The sequence below is a fragment of the Salinicoccus siamensis genome, from assembly GCF_055391965.1.
On sequence record NZ_AP043765.1, the window covers coordinates 1,583,280 to 1,604,820 of the forward strand.

The window sequence follows — 21,541 nt, forward strand, 5'->3', positions numbered from 1 at the left end:
CACCTATTCGTTTAGGATATCAATACTTGTTGTCGCCCTTCCCCTGCACATAATCCTTATCGAACAGGAAGAGTCTGAGCAGCATACCGAGACTCGGTATCAATAATAGTAAACCTAATATGAAGGCCACTGTCAAACTGAATGCCATATTCTCGTTTACAACCGAAGTATTGATATCGATATAGGGATATAGTATATACGGTAGTTTACTGATGCCATAGCCGTAGAATGCGAAGGCAAACTGCAGCATGATCATTATGAAGGCCAGTCCAAAACGGCGCTTCCTCCAGATCAGGTACACCGCTATGCCCATCGCTGCAAGGCTTAGTCCGAACATATACCAGTAATCCTGCGCACGCAGGAAGTGTTCCCTATTATGTTCACGGAGCCCCAAGAAGACGAACTGCGAAATGAAGAGCATCGGCAATGTCCAGATCAGGAACCATCTGCGTACAAGATGGAGCGCTTGTGAATCTTTGGCACGCGCTGCGTAGAACGTCAGGAACCCGCTTGATACATAGAGTACTATGACTACAGCCAAAAAGACGACGGACCAGCCGTAGGTGCTGAAGAAGAGTTCTTCGAGCTGGAGGCGTACACCTTCTGCGCTTTCGATGATATAACCGCCTTCAGAAATGACGAGCGCCATCGACAGTGAAGCGGGAATCAGCAATCCTGTGGCACCATAGAGGAACGCCCAGGATAACTTCGGCTCCCTATTGTAGGAGTTGAAGGCATAGTAGCTCCCCCGTATCGCCAATAGGATGAGCGCAATGCTCGCCGGAATCAGCAACGCTGTACCATAGTAATAGGCGGTATCCGGATAGAATCCTACGATGCCGACGAAGAAGAAGACGAAGAAGACGTTCGTCACTTCCCAAACCGGATTCAGGTAACGCTTGATGATCGGACTGATGATGCTGTCGTCCCCCGTCAGCTTCGAATAGAAATTATAGAAGCCGGCACCGAAATCGATTGCGGATACTATGATGTAGCCGTACAGGAAGGTCCATAGGACTGCTACCCCGATGATTTCATAATTCATTGCAACCGACCTCCTTCATAGTCCTCTCCATAGATTTCAATGCGTTCTGCTGTGGCACTCTTATTTTTGAACATCTGAAGCAGCACATAGATTGTGGTGACCCCGAGCACTGCATACAGCAACACGAAGGCGATCAGTGTGATACCGAGCCCATCGGCCTGGGTGACGGCTTCAGAAACCCGCATGTAGCCGCGCAATATCCATGGCTGGCGACCCATCTCTGCCAGGAACCAGCCTGCTTCTATTGAAGCCATGGTCAGAGGACCGGTCAATACATAGGCATAGAGCAGTGCAGGATGGTGTTCGTCGAACTTCGAGAACTTCGCTATGAAGTATATGATCGAGACCATCAGTGCGTACATCCCGAAGAAGACCATGATATCGAAGAAATAGTGTATGATGAGCGGCGGCTGCTCGTCGTCCGGTATATCATTGAGCCCGGTGACCTCAGTATCGAACGAATTGCCTGCCAGGAAGCTGAGTGCACTTGGAATCCTGAGTGCATAGCTCACTTCATTCGTATCCTCATCAATGGTGCCGAAAAGGACCAGGTCAGCGTTGTCCTCCGTTTCAAAATGCCATTCCATCGCAGCCAATTTCTCAGGCTGGTGCTCATGCAGGAATTTGGCTGAGAGGTCTCCGGCCAGAACGGTCAGTGATGCTGTGACAAGCCCAAGCACCATCATGACTTTAAGGCCTTTCTTGTGATACTCCCTATCTTCCTCGAATTTTGAACGGAGAAGTTTGAATGCACCGATGGCAGCGATGATGAATACTGCCGTCGTATACGCTGTCACCACTACATGGAATACCCTGACCCAAGTGGACGGGTTGAACATCGCCGCAAGAGGATCAACGTTGATGAGTTCCCCACCGGCCATATCGAAGCCCGCAGGTGTATTCATAAATGAGTTCACCGTTGTGATGAATACTGCTGAAAGCGACGAGCCGACGACGATCGGAATATTCAGGAGCCAGTGATGCCAAGGGTTCTTGAAGCGGTCCCAGGTATATAGGAATATCCCAAGGAATATTGCTTCAAAGAAGAAGGCGAACGTTTCCATGAAGAGCGGCAGCGCAATGATCTGCCCACCGAGCCGCATGAAATCAGGCCATATCAAAGACAGCTGAAGACCGATGATCGTACCGGTCACGACCCCAACGGCAACCGTCACCGTATAGCCCTTGGCAATCCTTCTTGCCATCGTCAAGTACGCCGCGTCTTTCTTCTTCACCCCCAGGAACTCAAGTACCATGAAGACAATCGGTATACCTACCCCGATTGTTGCAAAAATAATATGGAACCCTAATGTAGACGCCGTCAATACACGCCCTAAAACCACATCTTCCATTCAATCACCTCTTTATAATCGTATCTTTAATTATAACGTTTATAACCAATTTATCCTGATAGATTTGACAATGATCAATGACAAATTTGTGAATAAACTATCATTCTCATGTCATAATTGTACGCTTTTACATCGTTGATTTCAAAGATTTAGTTCGGAGGACGCGCATGTTCTATACGGCTGTGGAACAGCAGGCCGATGATGATCATGAGCATCAGGCTTGAGAGGGCGACGCGCGATGCAATGACACCATAGTCCGCCATCAGCCAAGTGATTGAACCATACACCAATGGGCCGATCACCGCACTCATTTTGGCGCTGAAGGCGAATAGGCCGAAGAACTGTCCTTCCTTCCCCTCCGGTGACAGTTCAATGATCAATGTCCTTGAAACCACCCAGGTCGACCCCATGGCGATGCCGAATAGAGCTGCTGCAATCCAGAATGTCCACATCGGTAGAGGAACGGCCGCTACTGCCACTGCGAAGAGAAGCAGGGAGGCGATGATTGTAAACGTCTGTTTTGAACCAAGTCCCCGGGTTAAAAAGCTGAAGATGATTGCCCCGATGATGCTGAACACCGTAGCCGTCATAAAGATGATTAGGAAGGCACCTGGGGAGAACCCAACGACCGTCACCGCATAAGGCTGCATCATGGAGATGGCTGTAGCCAATGCATCATTGATGAAGAAATAGGCAATCATAAAATAGAATATGGAAGGAGATGAACGCGCTTCCCTGAAAGTGGCATATATATCTTTATAGCCTGTCAGGAAATGCTGTTTCGGCTTCTTTTTCTGCGGCTTATCTTTATAGACAAAAAAGAGTGGCAGACTGAATATCAGAAACAGCACCCCGGATAGCCAGAATGTATGATGGACTGGACGGTCGCCAATCAGTAGCAGGACTGAAAATATACCGAATAATGTACCTAAATATCCAAGTGCCACGCCGTACCCCGAAATGAGCGGTATTTCCTTTTTATTGCCAAGACTCGATAACATGCCATCGTAGAATACATTCCCTGAATTGAAGGCGAATTTGGCGATGACAAAGAGCACTACTGCCAAAACGAAGCCATTCGGCAAGCCAAACCATCGCGCATCCGCTTCCCCACCGAAGACTCCCATACCAATCGAAGCGGCGACACATGTCAATGTGAAAACCACGACATACCGCTTCCGCCTGCCGGTCCGATCCATCACCACACCATAGAGCGGGGCGAAGACAATCAGCATAAAAGCCGCCACCGCATTGGCGTAGGCGATGACAGTCGATGCTATCTGTTCGAGTCTTGGATTGGTTCCAACCGTTTCCGTGATGTATTGGGGAAAGAATAGAGTGACTATATTGGCGCTGAATATCGTGTTGGCAAAATCGAAGAGCGCAAAAGCGAAAATGGGCAGGGACAGATACAGTTCGACCGGGCGGCGCGTATGTCCGTTCATCGGAGCACACCTCTCATCATTTACTGCCATTATACCCATAAAAATATGCGCATGGCCACGGCCATGCGCATATTCATTATACTCTGCCTACATATTCTTCAACGAGGGCAAGCACTTCGTCTGTATCCTTACATTCAACCGCCCTTGCCGCCAAGCGCTCCATATCGGTCTTCTTGAGACCCGATATCTGCTTGCGCGCTTTCAGCACTGAGGAGGCACTCATGGAAAATTCGTCGAGCCCAAGCCCGAGAAGAAGCGGTATGGCGTGTGCATCCCCCGCCATTTCACCGCACATGCCTGCCCATTTACCTTCTTTATGGGCTGCATCGATAACCATTTTAATGAGGCGCAGGAGTGCCGGATGATACGGTTGGTACAGATAGCTCACAGATTCATTCATGCGGTCTGCCGCCATCGTATACTGGATGAGATCATTTGTACCGATCGAGAAGAAATCGACGACTTCTGCAAACTGGTCCGCGATGATGGCTGCAGAAGGTATCTCAATCATGATACCCACTTCGATATCTTCCTTGACCTTCTCGCCCTCTTCGACAAGCTTGTCCTTCTCTTCGATGAGCAGTGCCTTGGCACGGTTGAACTCATCGATGGTCGCGATCATCGGGAACATGATCTTAAGGTTGCCATGTTGGCTTGCCCGCAGCAATGCACGAAGCTGTGTTCTGAAGAGCTCCTGATTGTCGAGGGTCATGCGAATCGCCCTGAAACCGAGGAACGGATTCATTTCATTCGGCAGATCGAGGTAAGGCAATTCCTTATCGCCACCGATATCAAGTGTTCTGACGACGACCGGTTTGCCATCCATCTCTTTCAACACTTGACTGTATGCTTCATACTGCTCCTCTTCAGTCGGCAGTTCATTCCGGCCCATATAGAGGAATTCTGTACGGTACAGTCCGATTGCTTCAGCACCGTTCGACTTGACCCCCTCAAGGTCATCCGGCGTACCGATGTTCGCTGCGAGTTCGACAGTTACATCGTCCATCGTCTTAGAAGGTTCGTCGACAAGTTTTTGGAGTTCCACCTTCTCTTCCGCTACTCTGGCCTCTTTATCTTTATAGACTAGTACTTCTTCTTCAGATGGGTTCAGGATGACTTCTCCTGAACTACCATCTACGATGATGTCGCCACCGACCTGGGCAAGCTCCGTAATGTTCTTCGTACCGACTACTGCAGGAATCTCGAGTGAACGGGACATTATTGCAGAGTGCGAAGTGCGGCCGCCAACATTCGTGACGAACCCCTTGACAAAATTCTTATCCAGTTGGGCAGTATCAGAAGGCGTCAAGTCTTCTGCCACTATCACTACAGGAGTATCAATCTTGCTTGGACTCGGCAGCTCCCGGCCCAGCATGTTTGCGAGTGCCCGCTTTGAGACATCCTTGATGTCTGCTGCACGTTCCTTCATATACTCGTCGTCCATACTGTCGAAGATCGCCACAAATTGATCACGAGTTTCCAGAAGTGCCTGAGGCGCGCTCTTCTGGTCATTGCGGATATGGGACTCGATCGGACCCAGGAATTCCGGATCATCGAGTACGAGCAGGTGCGCATCGAATATGGCAGCATGCTCCGGCCCCACCGTCTGCTCCGCATGATTCCTGATCTTCGTGATCTCGACTTTTGATTGGTTGAAGGCAGCCTTGAACTTTTCGACTTCGGCGTCTTCCTGTCCCACTTCTATCGACTTATCATCGAATGACAGGTCAGGCTCCTCCAGTGAATAGACGGGGGCGATGGCCACGCCGTCGCTTGCACCAATCCCTTTTAGTATCTCAGACATCAATCGGTCAATCCTTCTTTTGAAAGTGTTTCTGTAATTGCTTCAATAGCCTCAGTTTCATCGTTGCCTTCAGCATAGACAGTCACTTCGGAATCTTTGCCGACACCAAGTGACATGACACCCATGATGGACTTCAGATTCACTTTCTTGCTGTTGTATTCAAGCTGGATGTCAGAGTCGTACTTGGATGCAGTCTGTACAAGTATTGTTGCTGGTCTTGCATGTATACCTGTTTCGTCTGTAATGAGATAAGATTTTTGTTCCATTGCGTTAGTCTCCTTTTATTTGCGTGATGAATTTACATGATTGTCATACATGTTTGCTGTTATTGTACCATGTACAGCAATGATATTCTAATATACCACAAGCATTGGAAAATAAACTTTGCCTGTCCATCTTCCACTTTTCACAAGTTGGTCACAGAACGGCCGCGATGCAATGAAAAATGCCCTTTTGGCATCGTTGCCAAAAGGGCATCATAAGTACGCCAGTCAAATTCAGGAAATTTTGGCGCAGCGCTCTATATATTCATAGCCGAGCTTCTTCATCAGCATATAGCTGATTGACGCCCCGATGATTTTACCCAGGATCGTCAGGAATGAAAAGCGGACTTTCCCGGATTTCTTGCCGAACGTCTTAAATAGGATCCCTCTCGCCTTACTTCCAAGGAATTCGCTTCCCATGCTGGTCGCCATTACTGCGGCGCGGTTCATGAGGTCATCCGACATCTCATTGACCTGTCTGTGGTCGAGCTCGAAAATTTCCTCGACCCCACTGCGGATGTCCCGCATCAATTTGACATCTGTACCGATATCAAGGAAAGGGATGGGCAGAATGGCTGCCACGGAAGAATACATCGCTTTTCTATCCACCATTTTACGTGCTTTCCTGCGCTTTTCTTCCACTTCGTTCGTCATCATCTCAGACATATCCAAAACTCCTTTTATTCATCTTCAAGTCACATTGGAATATACCCTCTTTAATGATGATGAAAACAAGACTAATCGTTCAGATCTACGGTGACGACTTTAAGGTACTTGCCCCGTTTATATCCTTTGGACGTCGGGAAATCCTTCGGTAACCCTTTGACGTCAGTCAGTGAGTAGGATCGCCCCGCCTTTTCGATTGTGCGGCCTATCTGTTGCTTGAACTGGTTCAATGTGAAGGTTTCAAGGTTCTGGCTCAACACCAGACGGCCTTTGGGCTTCAGCACCATAAGTGCCTGTTCGATGAGTTTTGGATAGTCGCGTTCGACTTTGAACACCTTTTTCTTATAGCGGGAAAAGCTCGGTGGATCTATCAGGATCTGGTCGAAACGTTTGTTGTTGCGGGCCGCATAATTCAAGTATTCGAACGTTTCCATGATATGGATTGTATGCCCATCGGTGGAAAGGTTATTGGCATTGAAGTTATCCGTGATCAGTTCGTTGGTCCGCTTCGCCAAGTCGACGCTTGTCGTCGCCATCCCGCCTTCTGCCGCTGCAATGGAGAAGGTGCCGCTGTACGCAAACAAATTCAGGAACGTTTTCGCATCCGCTTCATTCCGGACAAGGGCCTTGCGCGTCTCCCTCTGATCGAGGAACAGGCGGGTCATGGGTCCATCTTCAAGATGGATGCTGTAGGACAAACCGGCTTCCTTGACTGTAATCGGGAATTCGACATTACCCGTCACCCTGCGGTTGGCGATGTTCATGCGCCCCCGTTCGCTGAAGCGGGTCTGTTCTGTGATGGAGGCCGGCTTCAGCCTGACCATCAGCGTCCTGATGATCAGATCCCTTATTTTATGGATGCCGCGCGAATAGAAGGTCACAAGCAGGTGGCCATCATAGTTATCGATTGCCAAACCACCGATGCCATCACCGATTTCGTTGAACAGCCTGAAGGCTGTTGTGTCCGGTTCGTTGTAGAGTGGTTCCCTTCTATCGATTGCACTCAGGATGCGCGATTCGATGAATGCATCATCAATCGTTTCTTCACCGTTTGTCAATATCCAACCCTTTGTCTTTTGCTCGAAGCTGAGCATGGCGATGCCGATTAGTCGGCCGTATGTATCTTCGACACGGACGATTTCACCATCACCAAGAAAAGTGTCATCACTCAAATCTTCCCCGTCAAGATTCAACTGCCCTTTCAGATACGGTTTTTCATGTCCTTTTTTCAATTGCACTGTATTCATTGGAACGACTCCTTCTTGGTCATGAAGCTATGGAACAGGCTTGCAGCGAGACTGCTTGTGCGGTCGTCGACATCGAGCGGTGGCGATACTTCACTTATATCAAAACTCACCAGATTCGTAAGCTCAGCCATTTTCCCAACCATATCATGGATTTCTGCAGCCGTATATCCGTCAGCAGAAGGCGCACTCGTGCCTGGCGCCACTCCCTGCTGCACGGAGTCCATGCATAAAGTTGCAAAGACAGCATCATATTCTGCAAGTTCAGCCAGCATCTCCTCAAAAATGGTTGTTTTCCTGACTGTTTCCATCTCAGCATATTTCACTCCAAAACGATCGGCGGCATCAAACAGGCTTTTTGTATTGCCGGGTGGTTGGATGCCGACCACATAGTAGTCGATCGCCTGATCGGCAGATAATATCTGATGGAACATTGTACCGGAAGACGGCCGCTCATCCCTGAGGTCGAAGTGGGCATCGAAATTAAGCACTGCAATTCTTTTGTCGGGGTAGGCTGCCCGCACACCCAAGTAGTGTCCGTAGAGCGTTTCGTGCCCGCCACCGATTATCAGTGGGAACTGCTTATTATGGAGCACCCTATACACGGCGCGCCCCAATGCGGCTTGGGAACCTTCAAGGTCCGTGTCCCCGACGATGCTGCCATAGTCGTAGATGGGGGCCGTCCATGGCAGTGAAGCCAACTTCTCCCGCACTTTGACCGGCCCCAGATGTGCACCAGGCCGCCCCTTGTTACGCCTGACGCCTTCGTCGGAACGAAATCCGATGAAAACCGGGGCGTCGCCTCTGACGGTCTCCGTCCATCCGCTCATATGCTGATGGATGCGTTCTTTCATATCCGGGTCATCTACACGTCCGGTGTATTGGTGTGTTTCGATTTCCTTCATACTTATCTCCCCTTGTCGAATTCTTTGAATATGCTGATCAGGGCAAGTGGCGTAGTCAGCAGTACGAGCAGCACATTGAACGGCAGTATGAACAGCGACAACTCCACATCGCGGAATACCGTAATATACAAACTCACCGTGACCTTGAGCCATAAAGCGATTATGACGATCATCTGCGTATGGTAATACTTGTTCTGGGTCATGTTGAAGAATGTCGTAAACAAGTAGATGACAACTAGCGACAGCGCCAGGAACAAATTGACCCACTCATAGATGTACTGCATATCCGATACTCTGAAATGGCCTTCTGTAAAGACGCCGTTCCTGTTGTTGAATTCAATCAGTACAAAAATCAGGACAAGTGCGCCCAGCAACAATTCGATGTAATTCGGACGCAGCCACTTCGGAAAGTCGAATTCCATAAAATTTTTCACCCGGTTCAGCATGCCGTTGCGTAAATTATAGAGTTTCTGTGAGAACCTCAAATAATCATTCGGATTGAGCCTGCGCCCGGTGCTGCGGGAAAGGGTCGCTGCATCCCCTTTTTTCGGCTTCTTCAGCAGGTTTTTGGATTTGGAGAGGAACACGCCAACCCATAGTGCCATCAGGGACAGTACCCATATGATGGCAAAAAACATATTGATCGACAAAACATCCTCAGGCGCCTTTGTCCGCTCGATATCCGAATAGACTGCGTTTTGGGTGAAGAAATAGGCCAATCCATAGAAGAAGAGGATGACCATATAATGCTCCTTGCGGTGTTCCGGATCCAGATGCTCGTTGAATATGCTGTAGAGCATATGGACGGTAAAGGCCAGCATGAACAAAAGCGACAGCCAGCCATAGACCTGGAACATCAGAAGGGTGGTCATCAGAAAGAGCACAAAAGCGAGTGCCAGAAAGAAAAACGACAACTCTGTGTCAAACTCCGTAGTCCTGCGGATGAGTTTCGCCACCAAAAACATCACGCCACCAAACAGGATGATCAGAATGCCGGCTATAATCGGAAAGTCCCCGATCACCATGGCCAGTACGTTGACCACTTCAACGAAAAATGCATTCATCAGATCGAATATTGTATCTATCTGAGGCGTCTCGGCATCACCCTCGCCTCTTATCCTGCCAACATTAAAAAGAATGAATAATCCTGTAATTACAAAAAAAGTACCGAGAAGGATGCTGATGATCACTTCTCCCTGCTGCTTCAACCATTTCATTTTAGTTTCACCTCTATATCCCTTTCCATTATAGAGGAAAAGAGCATCAAATGCATCGAATGGCATATGACAGGATGAAATAAATCACAATAAATTGTGGAGTGTCGTGTTTAGCCTGTGAAATGCATGGGTACAAATCAACTAACAGCAGATAAGAAATAATGATATATGATATCAATACTTATAAAGCAGGAGTGATAATAATGGATTTCAGCGACAAGGATAGACAGGAAGAAACAAAGAAGGATGCTGAAGAAGCTTATAGGGGAGAAGACGCCAACGAACACCGCGAAAAAAATGAAGATGATAAAAGCGGAGAAGATAAAAGTACCAAGGACGATTCCAACACTGAAAAGACTAAAGACGATATTCAAGATGCTTTCGAATAAAAGAGATTGCCGGCACAATGCCGGCAATCTCTTTTTGCATGTACATAACCTTTAAAGATCCTGCTCAGCCCTTGAGTGCCCGGCCACCGATATCCTGTCTGTAGAACAGGTCGCCTTCAGTGAACGTGATTTGGGCAACGTTTGAATATGCAGCATCGACCGCCTCTTCAATAGTGCGCCCTTCACCGGTTACGAGCAATACCCGGCCGCCATCCGTCCGCCAGGCATCCCCGGATTGTTTGAGGCCGCTCACAGCGCAGTCTGCCCTGACGGTGCTGAAATCCACTTCGCAGCCCTTTTCATAGGCAGCCGGATAACCGCCGGAGGCCAGCATGACACCTGCCTTATAGCCGTCTCTGAAGTTCAGGCTGAACGGCTCCTTGGCCTTCACCTTCTCCAGCACATCGATGAAATCATCTTCCATGAGATCCAAAAGGACTTGGGCTTCAGGATCCCCAAAACGGGCATTGAACTCAATGACTTTGACGCCATCACGGGTGACGATCGCCCCCAGATAAAGTACCCCGAAATAATCGAGTCCCTCATCGACCATCGCCTGCGCCATGGGCTCTACAATTTTATCCACAGCTTCCTGCCTCAGCGATTCATCAATATGATGGACGGGTGCATAGACTCCCATCCCGCCTGTATTGGGTCCCGTGTCCCCATCATACGCCCGTTTGTGGTCCTGGGCCATGATTTCAAAGGAGTGGGTATAGGGGCCATTGACCAGCACCATCAGGGAGAACTCCTCGCCTTCTAGGAATTCCTCGATAACGACAGGGGCGTCCTGCTCCGGCTTCAATATCTCTATACCTGCTAATGCTTCTGCCATGTCCATGGCCACAATCACGCCTTTGCCTGCCGCCAGCCCATCTTTCTTCAGGACGACCGGTGCACCTGTTTCATTTATATAGTCCCGTGCCGAGTCCTGGTCTGTGAACATGCGATGGGAAGCGGTCGGAATACCGTACCGCTTCATGATGTCTTTGGCGAAAGCCTTGGAGCATTCGATTTTGGCCTCATGCTTCTTTGGACCGAATACATCCACGCCCAACTCTTCCAGATGATCCGCTAGCCCCGCTTCAAGAGATGCTTCCGGTCCGATGACCACCCACTGGATATCATTGTCAAGACAGAAATCCCCGATGCCCCGGCAATCCGTCTCGCTCAATTCCGGCACCGTAACTGCAAATTCTTTCATGCCATCATTGCCGGGAATGGCGTAGACGATATCGCTCCGTGTCGATTGGGCCAATTTTTTTGCCAGTGCATATTCACGTCCGCCTCCGCCGATCACTGCTACATTCATGGAAATGCCCCTCTCTGTTCATGTAATCAAAAGCCGGTCTCACTCCGGCCCTAATGCTTGAAATGCCGCATGCCTGTAAATACCATCGTCATACCATGTGCATTGCAGTAGTCGATGGATTCCTGATCCCTTTTCGAACCGCCTGGCTGGATGACTGCACGTATGCCGTTTTCATGGGCCAGTTCAACGGAGTCCGGCATCGGGAAGAACCCATCGCTCGCCATGACCACATCGTCCCCGAGCCCCACAGCGCGGTCGATGGCGATCTTAAGCGCCCCGACCCGGTTCATCTGTCCGGCACCGATACCTACCGTCCGGCGTTCATTGGACAGGACAATCGCGTTGCTTTTGACATGTTTCGATACTTCCCATGCCAGCGCCATCGCCGTCAACTGTTCCTTCGTCGGCTGCTTCTCTGTGACGACTTTGATATCCCTCTCGTCGAGAGCGCCGGTGTCCTGGCTCTGGATGAGGTATCCACCCGAGACACTGACCATCTCTTCAGCGTGCGCATCCTCATGGAAATCCACTTCGAGCAATCTGAGGTTCTTCTTCTGGGTCAGCACCTCAAGCGCCGCCTCGTCGAAGGACGGTGCGATGACGACTTCCAGGAAAATGGTGTGCAGCTGTTCGGCCGTCTCCCGGTCCACCGTCTTGTTGAGCGCCACGATGCCGCCGAAAATCGACTGGCTGTCTGCTTCATAGGCATTTCTGAACGCTTCCGCAATCGTTTCTCCCGTGCCCACACCGCATGGATTCATATGCTTTACGGCGACTGCTGCCGGCATAAAGAACTTTTTGGCCAGCTGGAATGCTGCATCCGCATCGCGGTAGTTATTGTAGGACAGCGCCTTGCCGTTTAGGACATCGGCGTTCAATATCGTGTTGCGTGCTTCAGTCGTCCGGACCAGACGCGCCGTCTGATGCGGGTTTTCGCCGTATCGCAGGGATTCCTCAGCCTGGCTGAAGTGGTTGACGATCGCCTGGTCATAATCATTGGTATGGCGGAACACTTTTATCATGAGCGCACGCCGGTAGGTATCGTCAAGCGTCTCCGATTCGATACGGCTGATGACCTCTCCGTAGTCTTCTGGGGAGACGATGGTCGTCACATGCCTGAAGTTCTTGGCTGCCGCCCGCAGCATCGTCGGTCCGCCGATATCGATGTTCTCAACCGCCTCGGCTTCTGTGACACCTTCAGTTGCGACCGTCTCCTTGAACGGATAGAGGTTGACCGCCACCAGATCGATCGGGGCGATATTCTTTTCATCGAGTTCCGCCATATGGGCAGCATTATCCCGATTGGCGAGTATGCCGGCGTGGACTGCCGGGTGCAGCGTTTTGACGCGCCCATCCAATATTTCTACAAATCCTGTCAGAACGCTGACATTCTCAACAGGGACCCCGAAGGATTCTATCGCCTTCAATGTGCCGCCTGTTGAATAGATTTCATAGCCATTGCGGGAGAGGCCCCGGACAAACGGCTCGAGCCCTCTCTTATCGGATACGCTGATCAGTGCTTTCTTCATCCTCTCTCCCCTTCCAAAAATTTTTTGAGTGCCTGTGGGTACAGCTTATACTCGAGCTGATGAATCTTCCTCTCCAGATCTTCAAGTGAATCTTCAGGATTGATGCGTACAGGCTCCTGGGCGATGATCCGGCCCGTATCGATGCCGGCATCCACAAGATGGATCGTCACTCCTGTCACTTTAACCCCGTAGTCATAGGCGTCCCGGATGCCATTGCGGCCTTTGAAGGCTGGCAGCAGTGAAGGATGCAGATTGATGATTCTATCTTCATATGTGCTGATGAACGCCGCACCAAGTATGCGCATGTAGCCTGCAAGCAGTATATATTCTACATCGAGGCGCTTAAGCGCCCTTATCATCGCCGCTTCCTGCGCCGCCTTCGATCCGTAGTCGGAGATGGTGCACACGAGGCTTTCTATGCCGAGGGCCTCTGCACGCCGTAAGGCGTAGGCTTCACGATTGTCGCTGATCAAAAGGACGATCTCGATGCCGATCTCTTGTGCGTGACGGGCCAGATTGCTGAAATTCGTGCCGCCACCGGAGGCGAATACTGCAACTCTAGTAGCCATGGACACGCAACCCGCCGTCCGCAGTCACGCGGCCAAGCACTGTCGGCCGCTCCCCTGCGTCCTCAAGTATCTCCATGGTGCGCGCTTCATCTTTGTCGTTCACTGCAATCATGAAACCGATGCCCATATTGAACACGTTGTATGCCTCCCGCATATCCATGCCGCCGAGTTCAATCAGCCATTCTATGATTTTCGGCACTTCGACATTCGCCACATCGATATCTGCACCCAGATGCCCCGGGAACGCCCGCGGTATGTTTTCGATGAAGCCACCGCCTGTGATGTGGCTCATCGCCTTGATGTCGACCTCTTCCCTGACCTTTTTGATTGCCTTGACATAGATGCGCGTCGGCTCAAGCAGATGATCGATGATCGGCTTGCCGTCCAACATCCCTTCGACGTCGACCGAATAGTCGGCAAGCCATTTCCTGACCAGGCTGTAGCCGTTCGAATGGATGCCGCTTGAAGCCAGTCCGATGATGGTGTCGCCAGGCTTTGCGGCTGTCCCATCTATATAGGCATCTTTTTCGACGGCGCCTACAGCAAAACCGGCGATGTCATATTCGCCTGCACCGTACATATCCCCCATCTCGGCAGTCTCACCGCCGATCAGGGCGCATTCTGCGTCCGTACAGCCATTTGAAATGCCTTCGACGATATCTGAGATGTGCTCAGGAATGACTTTATCGACGGCAATGTAATCAAGGAAGTACAGCGGCTCTGCACCGGTTGTGATGATGTCGTTGACGCACATTGCCACGGCGTCCACACCGATTGTACGGTGGCGGTTTGAATCGATCGCCAACTTCAATTTCGTGCCGACGCCATCAGTGCCGGAAACGAGGACAGGGGCCTTCATATTCAGCTGGGACAGGTCGAAAGCGGCACCGAATCCTCCGATCCCCCCGATGACTTCCGGACGCATCGTCCGTTTTACGTGTGCCTGGATCTTATCGACTGCCTGATATCCGGCTGTGATGTCGACACCGGCATCCTTATACTGTTCTGACATGCTCATACCCCTTTCGTCTTCTGATCCTTCTCCTGCGGCAGGAGCCGGTCGATAATCTCTATTGGATAGTTGCCTGTAAAGCAGGCATCGCATTGCCCTTTTGAACCATATGAATGGTACACATCATGCATCGCGTCCACCGACAGATAGCTCAAGGAGTCCGCACCGATCTCACGGCGGATCTCCTCCGTTGATTTCGATGAAGCGATGATTTCAGCATGTGTTGAAACATCGATGCCATAGAAGCATGGATTTTTAAGCGGCGGGGATGAGACGCCCATATGGACTTCCTTGGCGCCAGCCTTCTTCAACGCCTTGACGATATAACGGCTGGTCGTCCCACGCACGATCGAATCGTCGATGACGATGATGCGTTTGCCCTCGACGACATCACGCACCGGGGAGAGCTTCATGCGCACTGCCCGCTCGCGTGCTTCCTGCCCTTTCGAGAGGAACGTCCGCCCCACATAGCGGTTTTTCAACAGCCCCTGTTCCTGTGGGATTCCAGATTCTTCAGAAAATCCTTTTGCAGCGGCAAGGCTCGAGTCCGGCACGCCGATCACTATATCCGCATCCACATCCATTTCCCTGGCCAACTGCTGCCCAAGCGATTTTCTGATGGTGTATGTTGATGTATTGCGGAATTCGGAGTCGGCCCGCGCGAAGTAGATGTACTCCATCGAGCACATATTCGGGTGTGAGGCTTCCGTATAGCGGTCGAAGTCGATGCCCGCTTCACTCAATGTAATCAGTTCCCCGGGTTCAATATCACGTATGTACTCTGCACCGATTGCGGTGAAGGCACATGTTTCGCTGGCGACGCAATAGGCACCGTCTATCATGCCGAGCATGAGCGGGCGCACGCCATGATCATCCAGGGCGATGGTCAACGCCTCTTCGTCCAATATAACGAAGGCGAAAGCACCCTTGATCTGCCTGAGCGCCGTCTTGATGCGCGTCTTCCTGTCTGGGCTTTTATTTTTACGGATCAGATGCGCCAATGTTTCGGTGTCCGATGAGGTCTGGAAAATCGCCCCGTCATCTTCTAAAGCCTCACGGACGCTCATGGCATTGACAAGATTGCCGTTATGCGCAAGGCCAAGGTCCCCCTTATGGCTTTTGAATAGGAATGGCTGGACGTTCGACAGCTCGCTGCCGCCGCTTGTTGCATATCTTACATGGCCGATGGCGTGCGGAAAGCCATGCAGCGATGTCAGCTGTTCCCTGGAGAGCGCTTCGGTCAAAAGCCCCATGCCGCGTGCGCCGAAAAGGTACTCTTCATTCGAGCAGACGATGCCGCCCCCTTCCTGTCCCCTGTGCTGGAGGCTGTGCAGTGCGATATAAGTCAGTTCAGCGGCATTCGGATGGCCGTACACACCGAATATGCCACACTCTTCATTTAGTCCACGGATGTCATACATTTCGGGATTGCCCCTTCCCATGTGTTTGAGATGGCGTCCAGGCTACGTTCTATCGTCATATCACGAGTGGCTACTTTGAATGCATCTTCTGTCAGGACCCCGATTTCGACAGCGTCTTCAATATCTTGTCCACCTGCTCCGATGACGATGTAACGGGAGGCATTTTCTGCAAAGAGATCTTCCCCGTCCATATCGAGTGATGCATCCACTCCAAGATGATGGAAGGCTGAAAGCTGCGCTAGTTTGATGGCGATGCCGCCGCGTCCGATTGGCGCGATCTTCTTGATGCTGCCGTTCTTCAGACGCTCCCTGAGATCCATGCCGCGGCTGTATTCGAGTTCCAGGTCGATGTGGCGTTCCTGCTTCGAAATATCTCCATCAATCAGCTTTTCAAGCTGACTGCCGGCAAAGCTTTTGTGCGTCTCACCCACCAGATAGATTGAATCCCCCGCCTGTACATGGCGGTCTTCCATGAAGCGCACATCTTCTATCAGACCGACCATGCCGATGACCGGCGTTGGCAGTATTGTGCCTTTGGATTCGTTGTATAGGCTGACGTTGCCGGATACGACCGGTGTCGACAGCGTCCGGCACGCTTCTGCCATGCCGCGCGTCGAAGCATCGAGCTGATGGTAGATTTCAGGGTTTTCAGGACTGCCGTAATTCAGGCAGTCAGTCATGGCAAGCGGGAGTGCACTAGTCGATATGATGTCCCTGAACGCCTGCGCGACGACTTCTTTACCGCCATTGAACGGGTCGGCATAGACATAGCGGCTCTTGCCGTCGACCGTCATCGCAATTGCCTTATCCGTACCTTCCACTCTGACGATGCCTGAGCCGAAACCTGACTTCTGGACGGTGTTCGAACCGACCTGGTTATCGTACTGCTCATAGATATAGCGCTTTGAACCATGGTTCGGATGGCCGAGCAGGGCATCGAATGCCGCGTTCAGGTCTTCTTTGCTGTAGTCATATGTCTTATCGTCGACCCCTGGATCTTTGCCTTCCAGCACATAGACAGGTGCCTCATCGGACAGCGGCTGTACGGGAATATCCGCGTACTTCTCGCCTTCATAGAAGAGTTCGAGACGGTCGGAATCCGTCACTTCACCGATGACCGCGGAATCGAGTTCATATCCGTCGAACATCTTGAGGAATTTATCCTCTGTGCCGTCCTTTACGACAAGCAGCATGCGTTCCTGTGTTTCCGACAACATCATTTCATATGGGGAGATGCCGTCTTCCCTGACAGGCACCTGGTCGAGGTGGAGCGCGATGCCCGATTCACCTTTTGCCGCCATTTCGGCACTGGATGATGTCAAACCTGCCGCCCCCATATCCTGGATGCCGACGAGTTCAGGCTGGTTGATGGCGTCAAGAGTCGCTTCCATCAGCTTTTTGCCGGTGAATGGATCTCCAATCTGCACCGATGGACGCTTCGACTCTGATTCCTCAGACAACTCTTCAGACGCGAAGGTTGCACCGTGGATGCCGTCCCGTCCTGTCTTCAGACCGACATAGATGACTTTGTTGCCGACACCTTTTGCGGTTCCTTTCTGTATCTGGTCGTGGTCGATGACCCCGACACACATGGCATTGACGAGCGGGTTGCCGTCATATGAAGAATCGAATTCGACTTCTCCGGAGACGGTCGGTATGCCGATGCAGTTGCCGTAGCCGCCGATGCCAGATACGACGCCTCTCAGCAGCCAGCGGTTGTTCGCTTCAGATAGCTCACCGAAGCGGAGGGAATTCAATAATCCGATTGGACGCGCGCCCATTGAGACGATATCGCGGATGATCCCGCCGACACCCGTTGCTGCCCCTTGGTAGGGTTCGACTGCAGAAGGGTGGTTATGGGATTCGACTTTGAAGACGATGGCCTGGTTGTCGCCGATGTCGACCACGCCTGCGCCTTCACCCGGTCCCATCAGTACGCGTTCCCCTGATGTCGGGAATTGGCCCAGGAAAGGCTTCGAATGTTTATACGAGCAATGTTCACTCCACATGACCGAGAATATGCCGGTTTCCGTATAGTTCGGTTCCCTGCCGAGTATCTCCACTACATGCTTGTATTCCGCATCCGTCAAGCCCATCTCTGTATAGAGCTTGTCGTCTTTGATCATCTGTTCTGTCGGTTCATTGAATTTCATTATGAGCGGCCTCCCAGTTTGCCATATTTTCAAAGATTTTTTTGCCGTCATCACTGCCGAGCAACGCTTCGAGTGCGCGTTCCGGGTGCGGCATCATGCCGAGGACATTGCCCGCTTCATTGATGATGCCCGCAATGTCGCCGCGCGAGCCGTTCGGGTTATCCGTGTATTCCAAGACAATCTGATTGTTCTGCCTGAGTGTGTCATATGTCTCATCATCACAATAGTAGTGCCCTTCTCCATGCGCGATTGGGAAAGTGACCGTTTCATCAGGCTGATAACCCGTTGTGAATGCAGTGCGGCTGTTCGTCACCTTCAGCGTTTCATCCCTTGAGATGAAGGTGTGGGTGTCATTGAATATGAGTGCACCCGGCAACAGGCCGATTTCAGTGAGTATCTGGAAGCCGTTGCATATGCCAGCTACCGGCTTGCCTGCTTCTGCTGCTTCGACGATTGCTTTCGTCACCGGCGCCACAGCAGCCATCGCGCCACTCCTCAAATAGTCCCCGAAACTGAAGCCGCCTGGAATCAGGACGCCATCATAACCTTCAAGCGACGTTTCCCGGTAGTCGACATAGTCCGCTTCCCCGCCGGACTTCAGGATGGCGTTCAGCATATCCCTGTCACAGTTTGATCCTGGAAAGCGTATCACAGCGAATTTCATCATTCAGCCACCTCGTCGAGGATAGTGTAGGAGTATGTTTCGATGACCGTATTGGCGAATAGCTTCTCGGATAGCCGGCGGACGCTTTCATCGATTTTCGTCTCGTCTGTTTCATCGATGTCGAAGTAGAGCACCTTGCCGACACGGATGTCGTTGATTTCCTCATGGCCCAGTTCATGGACCGCCCGGTTCAGGGCCTCACCTTGTGTATCCAATACTTGCGGCTGCAGTGTGACGATCAGTTCAATCTTCTTCATTATATGAGTGCCTCCATCTTTTTATAAAATGCGCTGTAGGTATCGATCAGTGATCCCGTACTGTTGCGGTAGACGTCTTTGTCGAAATTCTCTTTGCTCTCCATATCCACGATGCGGCATGTATCCGGCGAGATTTCATCTGCGAGCATAATAACACCGTCACGATCTTTGCCGAACTCGATCTTGAAATCGATCAGCGACAGCCCCATCTCTTCCATCATTTCCTTCAACACTTCATTGATCTTAAGGGCCTGCTCTTTAAGGTGGGCGACTTCCGCCACACTTGCGAGGTTGAGCATGGCGATATGGTCATCCGTGAGTAGCGGATCGCCGAGCGCGTCTTCTTTATAGAAGAACTCGACCAAAGGTGGGCTCATCACCTGATGTGTCTTTAGGCCGAGGCGTTTGACGATGCTGCCGGCGGCATAGTTCCGTACGACCACTTCAAGCGGGATGATGTCAAGGGGCTTGACCAGCTGCTCGGTCTCGCTGATGCGTTCTATATAATGGGAGTCGATGCCGTGCTTCTTCATATATTCGAATATGCCTGAGGAGATCAGGTTGTTGAGCCGCCCTTTGCCTGTCATGTAGTCGTGCTTCTCCCCATTACCGGCCGTCACTTCATCCTTATATTCGATGCGGTATGCCGCATCTTCTGTCCTGTAGACGCGTTTTGCCTTACCTTCGTAGACGAGCATCATGATTCCCCCTTGATGAAATTCTCTTCCAGCCGATCGAGTGTTTCTGCGACATCGTCAGTAAGCACCGTCACGTGCCCCATCTTCCTTGCCGGTTTGCGCGCTGTCTTGCCGTATACGTGGACGTGCCACTCCGGATTTGTGAAAAGCGTCTGTTCAAGGCGGTCCAGATCGGCACCGAGCAGATTCATCATGACTGCATCTTGGTGCTGATGGACGGCAGGCATCGGATGGCCGAGGATCGCCAGTATATGTGCATCAAACTGGCTGATGTTGCATGATTCGATCGTATGGTGGGCCGAATTGTGGGGCCTTGGGGCGATTTCGTTCACATACAGCGAACCGTCCTGATCGATGAAGAATTCTATCGTGAACACGCCGGTGAAATGGAGCTTATCCATGATTTTACGTGCCGCTTTCTGCGCTTTGGCGGTATACTGCGCATCGATACCCGCTGGCGCGATCGTGCGGTAGAGGACCTGGTCCTTGTGCAGATTTTCCTGAAGCGGGAAATATTCAACCTGGCCTGTCGTACTTCTGGCGACAGTCAACGATACTTCGCGTTCCAACTGCAGGTACTTTTCGGCGACCCACTCTGCCTGGTCAAATGGAATGTCAATGTTTTCCATATGCGCCTGTGATTCGATCACCATCTGACCCTTGCCGTCATAGCCGCCCGTTGCGGTCTTGACGATGACAGGATAGCCATTGGTGGCGGCGAATGACGCGAGCGCGTCCCGTGTCGCTACTTTCTCATAAGGGACGATGGCGGCACCCGCCTCTTCGATCGCCGTCTTCTCGTAATCCCTGTTCTGCAGCGTCAGAACCGTCTCAGCGCCCTGGGGGATATGGTAGTCATCCACTAATGTGCGCAGTATATGCGCGTCGATATTCTCGAATTCATATGTGACGATGTCCGACAATCCGCATAGTTCCTTGAGTGAGGCAAAGTCGCTGAATTCCGCATGGATGAACGTATGGCACGTACTTCGCGCCGGCGCATCTTCTGAAGGATCGAGCACCGCGACTTTATACCCCATCCTCAAAGCGCTCTGTGCGAGCATCTTCCCGAGTTGTCCGCCACCTATTATGCCTATCGTACCGCCCATTTCAATCGAGCTCATTCTGCATTCCCTCCACTTTCTCTTCCAAAGTCTCCGTATAGGCTTCCAGTCGGCTGTAGAGGGCATCATCACCAATCGCCAACATCTTTGCCGCAAGTATGCCTGCATTCGTGCTCCCCGCCTTACCTATCGCCGTCGTCGCGACAGGGATGCCGCCTGGCATCTGGACGATGGACAACAGCGAGTCGAGGCCATTCAACGCCTTCGACTCGATCGGCACACCTATGACCGGTATGTGGGTCATCGACGCCACCATGCCGGGCAGATGGGCAGCACCTCCCGCACCTGCGATGATCACTTTGATGCCCCGGCCCTTAGCACCTTTGGCATAGTCCATCATCATTTCAGGCGTCCTGTGGGCGCTGACCACTTTCTTTTCATAAGGGACGGATAGCTGATCCAGCATGTCGCACGCATGTTTCATCGTCGACCAGTCTGAAGCACTTCCCATAATCACTCCTACTGTCATGAA

The 21,541-nt window shown here is 51.3% G+C and carries 21 protein-coding genes; 1 reads left to right on the forward strand and 20 read right to left on the reverse strand.

What is annotated here, in order from left to right; genetic code table 11:
- Positions 1-19: 19 nt before the first annotated feature.
- The 9 genes from ACZ5LF_RS08145 to auxA form a co-directional block, all read right to left on the reverse strand.
- A complete protein-coding gene (locus tag ACZ5LF_RS08145) occupies positions 20-1,045 on the reverse strand; it encodes a cytochrome d ubiquinol oxidase subunit II (protein ID WP_380571810.1) in 1,026 nt (341 codons plus the stop codon).
- Positions 1,042-2,397 carry a cytochrome ubiquinol oxidase subunit I gene (locus tag ACZ5LF_RS08150; protein WP_380571812.1) on the reverse strand — a complete coding sequence of 452 codons (1,356 nt, stop codon included), beginning with the start codon at positions 2,395-2,397 and terminating at the stop codon, positions 1,042-1,044. The genes ACZ5LF_RS08145 and ACZ5LF_RS08150 overlap by 4 nt, the downstream gene beginning before the upstream one ends.
- A 149-nt stretch (positions 2,398-2,546) precedes the next feature.
- Entirely contained in the window at positions 2,547-3,842 is a 1,296-nt protein-coding gene (locus ACZ5LF_RS08155) for an MFS transporter (RefSeq protein ID WP_380571814.1), read from the reverse strand.
- 76 nt (positions 3,843-3,918) lie between these two features.
- Complete coding sequence (gene ptsP / locus ACZ5LF_RS08160; RefSeq protein ID WP_380571816.1) at positions 3,919-5,646, reverse strand: phosphoenolpyruvate--protein phosphotransferase; 1,728 nt, start codon at positions 5,644-5,646, stop codon at positions 3,919-3,921.
- Positions 5,646-5,912, reverse strand: coding sequence for a phosphocarrier protein HPr (locus tag ACZ5LF_RS08165; RefSeq protein WP_344701147.1), 267 nt, complete (start codon positions 5,910-5,912; stop codon positions 5,646-5,648). Before ACZ5LF_RS08165 ends, ptsP begins: the two co-directional genes overlap by 1 nt.
- 231 nt (positions 5,913-6,143) lie before the next feature.
- The gene (locus tag ACZ5LF_RS08170) at positions 6,144-6,575 is read right to left on the reverse strand and encodes a hypothetical protein (protein ID WP_380571818.1); all 432 of its coding nucleotides are present in this window, start codon (positions 6,573-6,575) and stop codon (positions 6,144-6,146) included.
- A gap of 71 nt (positions 6,576-6,646) precedes the next feature.
- A complete protein-coding gene (locus ACZ5LF_RS08175; RefSeq protein WP_380571820.1) occupies positions 6,647-7,822 on the reverse strand; it encodes a class I SAM-dependent rRNA methyltransferase in 1,176 nt (391 codons plus the stop codon).
- Positions 7,819-8,724 (reverse strand): formimidoylglutamase, encoded by a 906-nt coding sequence (locus tag ACZ5LF_RS08180; protein ID WP_380571822.1) that lies wholly within the window; start codon positions 8,722-8,724, stop codon positions 7,819-7,821. The genes ACZ5LF_RS08175 and ACZ5LF_RS08180 overlap by 4 nt, the downstream gene beginning before the upstream one ends.
- 2 nt (positions 8,725-8,726) lie before the next feature.
- Positions 8,727-9,941: a lipoteichoic acid stability factor AuxA gene (gene auxA / locus ACZ5LF_RS08185; RefSeq protein ID WP_380571824.1), complete on the reverse strand. Its 1,215-nt coding sequence runs from the start codon at positions 9,939-9,941 to the stop codon at positions 8,727-8,729.
- 203 nt (positions 9,942-10,144) lie between these two features.
- Between auxA and ACZ5LF_RS08190 the strand changes: the two genes are divergently transcribed.
- A complete protein-coding gene (locus ACZ5LF_RS08190) occupies positions 10,145-10,330 on the forward strand; it encodes a hypothetical protein (protein WP_380571826.1) in 186 nt (61 codons plus the stop codon).
- A gap of 64 nt (positions 10,331-10,394) precedes the next feature.
- On the opposite strand, the gene purD is transcribed toward ACZ5LF_RS08190, so the two are convergent.
- Genes purD through purE form a run of 11 tightly spaced genes read right to left on the reverse strand, consistent with a single transcriptional unit; the run spans position 10,395 to position 21,538 of the window.
- Positions 10,395-11,642, reverse strand: a complete 1,248-nt coding sequence (purD, locus tag ACZ5LF_RS08195) for a phosphoribosylamine--glycine ligase (RefSeq protein WP_380571828.1) — start codon at positions 11,640-11,642, stop codon at positions 10,395-10,397.
- Between the two features lie 50 nt (positions 11,643-11,692).
- Entirely contained in the window at positions 11,693-13,171 is a 1,479-nt protein-coding gene (gene purH, locus ACZ5LF_RS08200) for a bifunctional phosphoribosylaminoimidazolecarboxamide formyltransferase/IMP cyclohydrolase (protein WP_380571830.1), read from the reverse strand.
- Positions 13,168-13,740 carry a phosphoribosylglycinamide formyltransferase gene (gene purN, locus ACZ5LF_RS08205; RefSeq protein ID WP_380571832.1) on the reverse strand — a complete coding sequence of 191 codons (573 nt, stop codon included), beginning with the start codon at positions 13,738-13,740 and terminating at the stop codon, positions 13,168-13,170. Before purN ends, purH begins: the two co-directional genes overlap by 4 nt.
- Positions 13,730-14,752 (reverse strand): phosphoribosylformylglycinamidine cyclo-ligase, encoded by a 1,023-nt coding sequence (purM, locus tag ACZ5LF_RS08210; RefSeq protein ID WP_380571834.1) that lies wholly within the window; start codon positions 14,750-14,752, stop codon positions 13,730-13,732. Before purM ends, purN begins: the two co-directional genes overlap by 11 nt.
- A gap of 2 nt (positions 14,753-14,754) precedes the next feature.
- Positions 14,755-16,173 carry an amidophosphoribosyltransferase gene (purF, locus tag ACZ5LF_RS08215; protein WP_380571837.1) on the reverse strand — a complete coding sequence of 473 codons (1,419 nt, stop codon included), beginning with the start codon at positions 16,171-16,173 and terminating at the stop codon, positions 14,755-14,757.
- A complete protein-coding gene (purL, locus tag ACZ5LF_RS08220) occupies positions 16,152-18,329 on the reverse strand; it encodes a phosphoribosylformylglycinamidine synthase subunit PurL (protein ID WP_380572135.1) in 2,178 nt (725 codons plus the stop codon). Before purL ends, purF begins: the two co-directional genes overlap by 22 nt.
- Positions 18,313-18,990, reverse strand: coding sequence for a phosphoribosylformylglycinamidine synthase subunit PurQ (gene purQ / locus ACZ5LF_RS08225; protein ID WP_380572137.1), 678 nt, complete (start codon positions 18,988-18,990; stop codon positions 18,313-18,315). Before purQ ends, purL begins: the two co-directional genes overlap by 17 nt.
- Entirely contained in the window at positions 18,990-19,247 is a 258-nt protein-coding gene (purS, locus tag ACZ5LF_RS08230) for a phosphoribosylformylglycinamidine synthase subunit PurS (RefSeq protein WP_380571839.1), read from the reverse strand. Before purS ends, purQ begins: the two co-directional genes overlap by 1 nt.
- Positions 19,247-19,948 carry a phosphoribosylaminoimidazolesuccinocarboxamide synthase gene (purC, locus tag ACZ5LF_RS08235; RefSeq protein WP_380571841.1) on the reverse strand — a complete coding sequence of 234 codons (702 nt, stop codon included), beginning with the start codon at positions 19,946-19,948 and terminating at the stop codon, positions 19,247-19,249. The genes purS and purC overlap by 1 nt, the downstream gene beginning before the upstream one ends.
- Complete coding sequence (gene purK, locus ACZ5LF_RS08240; RefSeq protein WP_380571843.1) at positions 19,945-21,069, reverse strand: 5-(carboxyamino)imidazole ribonucleotide synthase; 1,125 nt, start codon at positions 21,067-21,069, stop codon at positions 19,945-19,947. Before purK ends, purC begins: the two co-directional genes overlap by 4 nt.
- On the reverse strand, positions 21,056-21,538 hold the full coding sequence (gene purE, locus ACZ5LF_RS08245; protein WP_380571845.1) for a 5-(carboxyamino)imidazole ribonucleotide mutase: 483 nt from the start codon (positions 21,536-21,538) through the stop codon (positions 21,056-21,058). Before purE ends, purK begins: the two co-directional genes overlap by 14 nt.
- Between the last annotated feature and the right edge of the window lie 3 nt (positions 21,539-21,541).